The following is an 8,232-nucleotide window of genomic DNA, read 5'->3' on the forward strand; positions in this document are numbered from 1 at the left end:
TAGAATGATGCTGCGCAAAAGATATATCATAGAAACCATCAATGATCTTCTGAAAAACACTGCCCAAATTGTACATTTACGCCATAGGTCTGTGACAAACTTTATCATGAATCTTGTATTTGCCTTGGGGGGCATACTGCTTCTTTGAAAACAAGCCAGAAGCTCTCCATGGATATTGCATAGAAGATACTAAACAGTTGGCGTTGTTTTAAGCAATATTTTTTATCTAAATCATATCCCATTCATGATAGAGTGGGATGTATTATCGTACACATGATTCTAACAAGGAATAATGCTCCTAACTTATCAAAATATAGACGGCTTAACCCGAACTGGGGTAGATAATAATGAAATGAAAGAAAAAAACATAGAATGGCATTTCAAAATAAAATAATATAAAATAATATAAAAAAATAAATCCCTAAGATAAAAAACTTAGGGATTTATTTTTGTTTATAAGTATTATACTCCTCTCTCAGCCCAATCACCACGATCTAAACTGCGATAACCTATAGCCTCTGCTATATGCTGCGTTTTTACTTTAGGACTACTGTCAAGATCTGCTATAGTTCTCGCTACTTTTAATATCCTATTATAAGCACGGGCAGATAACTTAAGATGTTCCATAGCAACACGCAATAAATCTAACGATTCCTCATCAGGCTCAGCAAATTCATGTATCATACGCTCTGACATTTGAGCATTACAATGGATATGCGAATAGTCCTTAAAACGCTCTGTCTGCATCTCTCGTGCTAAAATAACTCTTTCTCTAATAGTCTTACTCGGTTCACCTTGTTTTGCTTGTGAAATATCTTTAAAAGGAATAGGAGCTATTTCACATTGTATATCAATGCGATCAAGCAGTGGTCCAGATATTTTTGCTAAATATTTTTGTATCTGTCCGGGCGAGCAAACACAATGATGAGTAGGATCTCCATAATATCCACATGGACAAGGGTTCATACTTGCCACAAACATAAAGCTGCATGGATAAGTAACTGTATACTTTGCTCGCGAGATTGTTATAATTCTATCCTCCAAAGGCTGGCGTAATACCTCTAAAGTATGTTTAGAAAACTCTGGTAATTCATCGCAAAACAAAACACCATGATGTGATAACGTAATCTCCCCTGGCATAGGATTAGTACCACCACCTACCAAAGCTGCTTCCGAAATAGTGTGATGCGGACTTCTGAAAGGACGCTGAGTTATTAATCCACTATTACGCTGCAACTTACCTGCGATTGAATGTATTTGCGTTGTTTCAAGACTCTCTGACAATGATAATGGTGGTAAGATAGATGGCAAACGCTTCGCCATCATACTTTTTCCACTACCTGGTGGACCTATCATGATAAGATTATGTCCTCCAGCTGCAGCAACTTCTAAAGCGCGTTTTACATTTTCTTGCCCTCGTACGTCTGCAAAATCAAGTTCAAATTCATATTGATGTTCATAAAACTCTTTACGCGTATCTACTATACAAGGGTCTGGAGATGACGTATCATTAAGAAAATTGATAACTTCTAAGATATTATCCATACCATATACTTCAAGTGTATCAACTACAGCTGCTTCCCTTTCATTTGCTTTAGGCACTATAATACCTTTAAATTTTTGCTTTCTTGCCTTAATTGCTATAGGTAAAATACCCTTCACAGGCTGTAATAGACCATCAAGACTAAGTTCTCCAACAAGCATATACTCTGATAGCTTATCACACTTTATCTTATTACTAGCTGCTAATAACGCAATAGCCAATGGTAAATCAAAGCTTGCTCCTTCTTTCTTAATATCAGCAGGAGCAAGATTTGCCGTAATATCAGCAACTGGAAATTTATAACCATTATTTAATAAAGCAGCAGCAATCCGGTCATGACTCTCTTTCACTGCTGCATCGGCAAGCCCTGTAAGATGAAATAACACACCACGAGTAATACTTACTTCAACTGTTACGGTTGTAACTTCCATACCATTTACAGCTGCACAAAAAGTTTTTACAAGCATTTAAAGTTTATTTTCTGATAAACGTTGTCGGATGGTATTTGCCGTTATATCACGTTCAACAATACGTCCATTACGAATAATTACATTTCCAGGTATATTACTTAGATTAAAAATCTTAAGTAGTTTTGTTTCAAGCATATTACCATCACATATGTTTGAAAACTGTATTCCATCTGTTTTAAGTATTTGTTTGCAAACCTTTGCATCAGGATCTACACAAACTCCAATAGCTTTTACCTTATGTTTTTTTACCGCTTCGTTAATAACCCTCTGAAGATCCATACTTTCAAAGCTCCATGAAGCCCAAACATTCACAATTGCAGTTTTCCCTTTCAAATCTGCATTTGTAACCACATTTCCGCTTATATCATGCTCTTTAAAGTAAGGTATAACATTCCTTAAAATTATTTCTTTCTGAGCTAACAACATTTGCTTCAAACCTATTAAAGTAATATTATTAGGTTGATTTCTAAGCATCAAATCCACCAATGTCAAGGCTTTTTTATAATCTGGTTCCTCTGTTGTGATAAAATATTTCCTGACAAGATAAACACTAACTATAGACTCTGGGTAATCTTTCACAAATTGTACTACATATTTTAAAATCTCAGGGGGTGATGATGATGCTATTTGTTTACGAAACTTTGTCATTAACTCATTTGACTTAGTACCACTTACATCCATCTCCTTCAGATGAGAAGCATCTGCTTTTATTTCTACAGATTTCCCTTCTTCTGCAAAAACAGGCTGAGTAGAAAAGTTTGGAAATATAATTATTAAGGTAGAAGGCTTATTACATGGTATTTCATATGCAAAGCGTCCTGCTTCTATTTTTATAGTATCAAGACCTTCTATCCCACCATCAGGACTATAAACATAAAGCTCACCAGAATTAATATGTAGGAAACGACCTTTTATCTTGAAGTAGCCACTTTTGGTACCGCAAGAAACCAACAGCAATACAGTGAAAAATAAAAATGCTATTCGTTTCATCTACAAAGAAAATTAAAAGGTTAGTGCCGCGAGCGGGACTCGAACCCGCACAGCCATTTCTGGCCAAGGGATTTTAAGTCCCTCGTGTCTACCAATTCCACCATTGCGGCTAAACCGAGTGCAAAGATAAGTTTTTTCTATAAACTATCAAAATTTTTTTCGTTTTTTTTATTCTGAGCTAAAACAAAATCGTTATATCAATATTATATCATATTCTTCTTAGTTTGTTTTTATGCTCTTTTTTTCTTAAATTTGCAAAATAAGAAAGTTAACAAAAAAGCTGAATTTCAACTTTTAAGCATATATGGACGATGAGATAAAAGACTCTAATTTAGAGTATATAGGAGCTGAAGAGGCAGAATGTAAAAGACATTCCAATTATAATCCAACCGATAGGTTTGATGCATCTGCTGTACATCACCTATCAGGAATGTATAAAAACTGGTTCTTAGATTATGCAAGCTATGTCATCTTAGAGCGAGCTGTACCCAATATTGAAGATGGATTAAAGCCTGTTCAACGACGCATCTTACACTCTATGAAGCGTATGGATGATGGAAGATATAACAAGGTAGCAAATATTGTTGGTCATACCATGCAGTTTCACCCACATGGAGATGCTTCTATAGGCGATGCTTTAGTGCAATTGGGACAAAAAGACTTGCTTATAGACACACAAGGTAATTGGGGGAATATTCTTACAGGAGATCGTGCTGCTGCTCCACGATACATAGAAGCCCGTTTATCTAAATTTGCTCTCGAGACAGTTTTTAATCCTAAAACAACTAATTGGCAACAGTCTTACGATGGACGTAACAAAGAACCTATCACACTACCTGTAAAATTTCCATTACTTTTAGCACAAGGAGCTGAAGGTATAGCTGTAGGTTTATCTTCAAAAATACTTCCTCATAACTTAAACGAAATATGCTCTGCTGCAATTTCATATCTTAAAGGTAAAGATTTTAGTATTTATCCCGACTTTGCTACAGGGGGAAGTATTGATGTTTCTAAATATAATAATGGACAACGTGGAGGCACTTTAAAAATAAGAGCAAAAATAGAAAAGCTCGATCACAAAACACTTGTCATTCGTGAAGTACCTTTCACCAAAACGGCCAGTTCCATACAAGAATCAATAACAAAAGCAATAGAAAAAGGTAAAATAAAAATTCGTAAGGTAGAAGATATGACGGCTTCAGAAGTAGAAATACATCTGCATCTTTCTCCTAACACCTCTAGTGACAAGACTATTGACGCACTATATGCTTTCACCGATTGTGAAATAAGTATTTCACCCAATTGCTGTGTAATAGAAAATAACAAACCTCATTTTCTCACCATATCAGACGTTCTAAAACATTCAGTAGATCATACAAGGGAGCTTTTGAAACAAGAATTAGAAATACGCAAACATGAATTAGAAGAACAGCTTTTTTATAATTCTTTAGAACGCATTTTTATAGAAGAACGAATATATAAAGAACATAAATTTGAAACCGCTAAAGACCTCAAAGAAGTCGTTGCTTTCGTTGATTCTAAAATAGAACCGTTTAAAAAGCACTTTATACGTGAAGTTACGCGTGAGGATATTATTCATTTATTAGAAATAAAGATGCAACGCATCTTAAAATTTAATAAGGATAAAGCTGATGACGTTATTATTAAAATAAAAGCAGAAATAGCAGAAATAGATAAAGATCTAAGCGAAATGACACGTGTTACCATAGAATGGTTTAAGCATTTAAAAGGTAAATACGGCAAAGAACATATTCGCAAAACAGAGATAAAAAACTTCGACACCATTATCGCTTCTAAAGTAGTAGATGCTAATGAAAAACTATACATAGACCGCTTGAGTGGATTTATAGGGACAGGATTAAAGAAATCTGAATTTGTTCAAAACTGCTCTGACCTCGATGACATTATTATTTTTTATCGAGACGGAAAATATAAAGTTATCCGTGTAGCTGATAAAGTATTTGTTGGTAAAAACATATTGCATCTACAAGTTTTTAAAAAGAACGATAAACGCACTATTTATAATACTGTTTACAAAGATGGTAAAACAGGAATTTACTATATAAAACGATTTAATGTTACATCTATAACACGAGACAAAGAGTATGACATCACAACAGGAACACCTGGTTCACGCGTAGTTTACTTCACTGCCAATGCTAATGGTGAAGCAGAAGTTATAAAAGTAACGCTAAATCCAAACTTTGATAAAAAGAAACAAAATATCTTCTTAGAACGTGACTTTTCACAAATAGCAATTAAGGGACGTGATGCCAAAGGAAATATTCTCACAAAAGAAAGCGTACACCGCATATCTTTAAAAAGTCATGGACACTCTACTTTAGGAGGCAGAAAAGTATGGTTTGATCCTGATGTTAATCGCATTAATTATGAAGAGCATGGTAACTACATAGGAGAGTTTAATGATCAAGACCAGATTCTAATAATACTTAATAATGGCTATTTCTATGTTTCATCCTTTGAAGCTACTAACCATTATGAGGATAATATAGCAAAAATAGAGAAATTTGACGCAGATAAAATCTGGACTGCTGTTATTTTTGACGCAGACAATAAAGGTTATCCATATTTAAAGCGCTTTCAAATGGAAAGCAATAAACGGAAACAAAGTTTTATAGGTAATAATAATAGTAAATTAGTATTACTTACAGATACTGCTTATCCTCGCATTCAAATTACTTATGGTGGAGATGATGCTGTTAAAGGCACTCAAGAAATAGATGCAGAGCAATTTGTTGGGATAAAAGGATTTAAAGCTAAAGGAAAACGTATAACTACTTTGAACGTGGAAAGTATAAAAGAATTAACACCCTTACGCTTCTTAAATGAAGAAAATAACAATAAAAACAATGCAACACATACTCATCTTTCTGTAGAAAATCTTGATCCTGATGCAGGAAAAAGTAAACAAGAAATAATTGATGAAATTGCTGGACAGCTTAATTTATTCGATAATATTAATAAAGATGATGCAGAATAATCTTATAATAAGGAGATTATGGTTATTAACTATAATACTATTAATGAATATTCATGTTTTTGCACAAGACTCTTTATACAATAATAAGATTATCACCAATTCTAAAATGATTGGTATTGGTAAGGTGAATGTGTTAGATACTTATTTATCGCCAGAAGAATATAATGGTAAAGAGTTTCGATACTTCTCACTAACAGAACGTGATAATGGAAGTAATATATCAAGAGAATTAGTACACCAAATCCATTTTTTATATTTACATAATAGAACTAATATTAATAGCGAACTTGGTTGTTGGTATAATTTTCAATACAATATACACTATAAACTATTAGATTTTACTATAGGAAAAGGTAAATTAACAATGAAGATTGGTGGTGGAATAGATACCAACTTGGGAGCTTTATATAATATCCGTAATAGCAATAACCCTGCACAAGCATACATTAATGTTAATATAGCACCTAATATCATTATAAATTACCTGCTTCATATAAAAGGACATCCTATACTTTTACGATACGAGGGACAAACTTCAATTATAGGATTAGCTTTTACACCAAATTATGGACAGAGTTATTATGAAATATTTTCAAAAAAAAATTATGATAATAATATAGTATTTACTACTCTCATCTCTACTCCGTCTACACGCCAATATATTAGTGCTGATTATACTATTCATCATACTACTATACGCTTAGGATATGCTCTTGATATCCAACAAACAAAACTAAATGGTTTAAAGTATCATTCGTGGAGTAATTTGTTTATAATAGGATTAGTGAAAAAATTTAATCTTGTAAAAATAATACCATAATGAAACATACAAAAATATTATCTTCTTTTTTTTTAATAAGCATACTTACGCTTACAGCATGTGTTAGAAATGATATATATAATAATAATGCACACGGTAACTTTGAAGCTTTATGGAAAATTATAGATGAACATTATTGTTTTTTTCAAGAAAAACAAATAGATTGGAATAAAATACATACAAAGTATATAAAACAGATTAATGAAGAGATGACTAATGGGCAGCTGTTTGAAGTTATGACAAATATGCTATCAGAACTAAAAGATGGACATGTTAATCTCTACTCTTCTTTCAATATAGGTCGCTATTGGTCATGGTATGAGGAATATCCACAAAATTTTTATAAGTCATTAGAACGTAAATACCTTGGACATAATTATCGTATAGTTAACGGAATGTCATACACTATCCTTAATGATAATATAGGATACTTACGATGCTCTACATTTCAAACAACCTTTGGAGCAGGAAACTTAGATGAAATTTTACTATATATGCAACCAGCCCATGCACTAATAATTGATCTTCGCAATAATGGTGGTGGTAATATTACTGCAGCCGAACAGCTCGCAGCACGTTTTACAAATAAAGATATATTAGTTGGATATATGCAACATAAAACAGGACCGGGACATACAGACTTTTCTATATTAGAAAAACAAATCCTTAAACCAAGCAAAGGTATACGATGGCAAAAAACTGTTATAATACTTACCAATCGTAGTGTATACTCTGCTGCTAATGAGTTTGTAAAATATATGAAATGCATTAAAAATGCGATTATTGTTGGTGATCGTACAGGTGGTGGAGCTGGCTTGCCTTTTTCTTCAGAACTCCCTAATGGATGGGGTATTCGCTTCTCTGCTGCTCCTATATTTGACCGTAATAAAATAACAACAGAATTTGGCATAGAACCTGATTATAAAGTAAATATTAATATATTAGATTTACAAAAAGGCAAAGATACCATAATAGAATATGCACGAAAAATAGCTATATCATAATAGAGAACAAATGAAAATAATACTACAAAAATACTTTAAAACTTTTGGTAGTTTAACTTAAAGTATATACCTTTGCACAAACAATAAGAATGCGCCTGTGGCGAAATTGGTAGACGCGCTAGACTTAGGATCTAGTGTTTTGCGACGTGTAGGTTCGAGTCCTATCAGGCGCACACAGAAAAATCCTAACTGCTTAATATTAAGCAGTTAGGATTTTTGCTTTTATAAAATTGCCAACATAATTCGTCGCTAATTTGTTGTTATTGGCAAAGTTTATGTTGTTTTAATCCATATTTCTCATAATTTCGGGTCAGTCCTAAAACCCAGTTGCAAGCCCTCTCCTCTCAGGCACATAATTTCATAAGTCTATATAAAAAGAAAGG

The 8,232-nt window shown here is 33.2% G+C and carries 5 protein-coding genes, 2 tRNA genes and 1 pseudogene; 5 read left to right on the top strand and 3 right to left on the bottom strand.

All coding sequences use genetic code 11. The features are described 5' to 3' along the window. Window positions 1-212: pseudogene (locus AC1DCD_RS09765) on the top strand (transposase); the annotation flags it as partial. A 250-nt stretch (window positions 213-462) separates the two neighbouring features. On the opposite strand, the gene AC1DCD_RS09770 reads toward AC1DCD_RS09765, so the two are convergent. The 3 genes from AC1DCD_RS09770 to AC1DCD_RS09780 all read right to left on the bottom strand — a co-directional run bounded on the left by AC1DCD_RS09770 (window position 463) and on the right by AC1DCD_RS09780 (window position 3,113). Further along, a complete protein-coding gene (locus tag AC1DCD_RS09770) occupies window positions 463-2,010 on the bottom strand; it encodes a YifB family Mg chelatase-like AAA ATPase (RefSeq protein WP_060933169.1) in 1,548 nt (515 codons plus the stop codon). Further along, entirely contained in the window at window positions 2,011-3,003 is a 993-nt protein-coding gene (locus tag AC1DCD_RS09775) for a TlpA disulfide reductase family protein (RefSeq protein WP_353585966.1), read from the bottom strand. It abuts the gene before it with no gap. Window positions 3,004-3,027: 24 nt separating this feature from the next. Then, window positions 3,028-3,113: transfer RNA gene (locus tag AC1DCD_RS09780), tRNA-Leu, on the bottom strand. Window positions 3,114-3,307: 194 nt separating this feature from the next. Here AC1DCD_RS09780 and AC1DCD_RS09785 point away from each other — a divergent pair. The 4 genes from AC1DCD_RS09785 to AC1DCD_RS09800 all read left to right on the top strand — a co-directional run bounded on the left by AC1DCD_RS09785 (window position 3,308) and on the right by AC1DCD_RS09800 (window position 8,022). Continuing rightward, window positions 3,308-6,025: a DNA gyrase/topoisomerase IV subunit A gene (locus AC1DCD_RS09785; protein ID WP_464641319.1), complete on the top strand. Its 2,718-nt coding sequence runs from the start codon at window positions 3,308-3,310 to the stop codon at window positions 6,023-6,025. Then, window positions 6,012-6,845 carry a DUF3316 domain-containing protein gene (locus AC1DCD_RS09790; protein ID WP_464641317.1) on the top strand — a complete coding sequence of 278 codons (834 nt, stop codon included), beginning with the start codon at window positions 6,012-6,014 and terminating at the stop codon, window positions 6,843-6,845. Before AC1DCD_RS09785 ends, AC1DCD_RS09790 begins: the two co-directional genes overlap by 14 nt. Next, window positions 6,845-7,849, top strand: coding sequence for a S41 family peptidase (locus AC1DCD_RS09795; RefSeq protein WP_060933165.1), 1,005 nt, complete (start codon window positions 6,845-6,847; stop codon window positions 7,847-7,849). The genes AC1DCD_RS09790 and AC1DCD_RS09795 overlap by 1 nt, the downstream gene beginning before the upstream one ends. 91 nt (window positions 7,850-7,940) lie before the next feature. Further along, a tRNA-Leu gene (locus tag AC1DCD_RS09800) sits at window positions 7,941-8,022 on the top strand. Window positions 8,023-8,232: the final 210 nt, after the last annotated feature.

The sequence above is a fragment of the Prevotella sp. C0209C1 genome (assembly GCF_056583855.1).

Coding starts and splice junctions, on each gene's coding strand:
- AC1DCD_RS09770 (WP_060933169.1), bottom strand. CDS start 2,010: ATGCTTGTAAAAACTTTTTGTGCAGCTGTAAATGGTATGGAAGTTACA.
- AC1DCD_RS09775 (WP_353585966.1), bottom strand. CDS start 3,003: ATGAAACGAATAGCATTTTTATTTTTCACTGTATTGCTGTTGGTTTCT.
- AC1DCD_RS09785 (WP_464641319.1), top strand. CDS start 3,308: ATGGACGATGAGATAAAAGACTCTAATTTAGAGTATATAGGAGCTGAA.
- AC1DCD_RS09790 (WP_464641317.1), top strand. CDS start 6,012: ATGATGCAGAATAATCTTATAATAAGGAGATTATGGTTATTAACTATA.
- AC1DCD_RS09795 (WP_060933165.1), top strand. CDS start 6,845: ATGAAACATACAAAAATATTATCTTCTTTTTTTTTAATAAGCATACTT.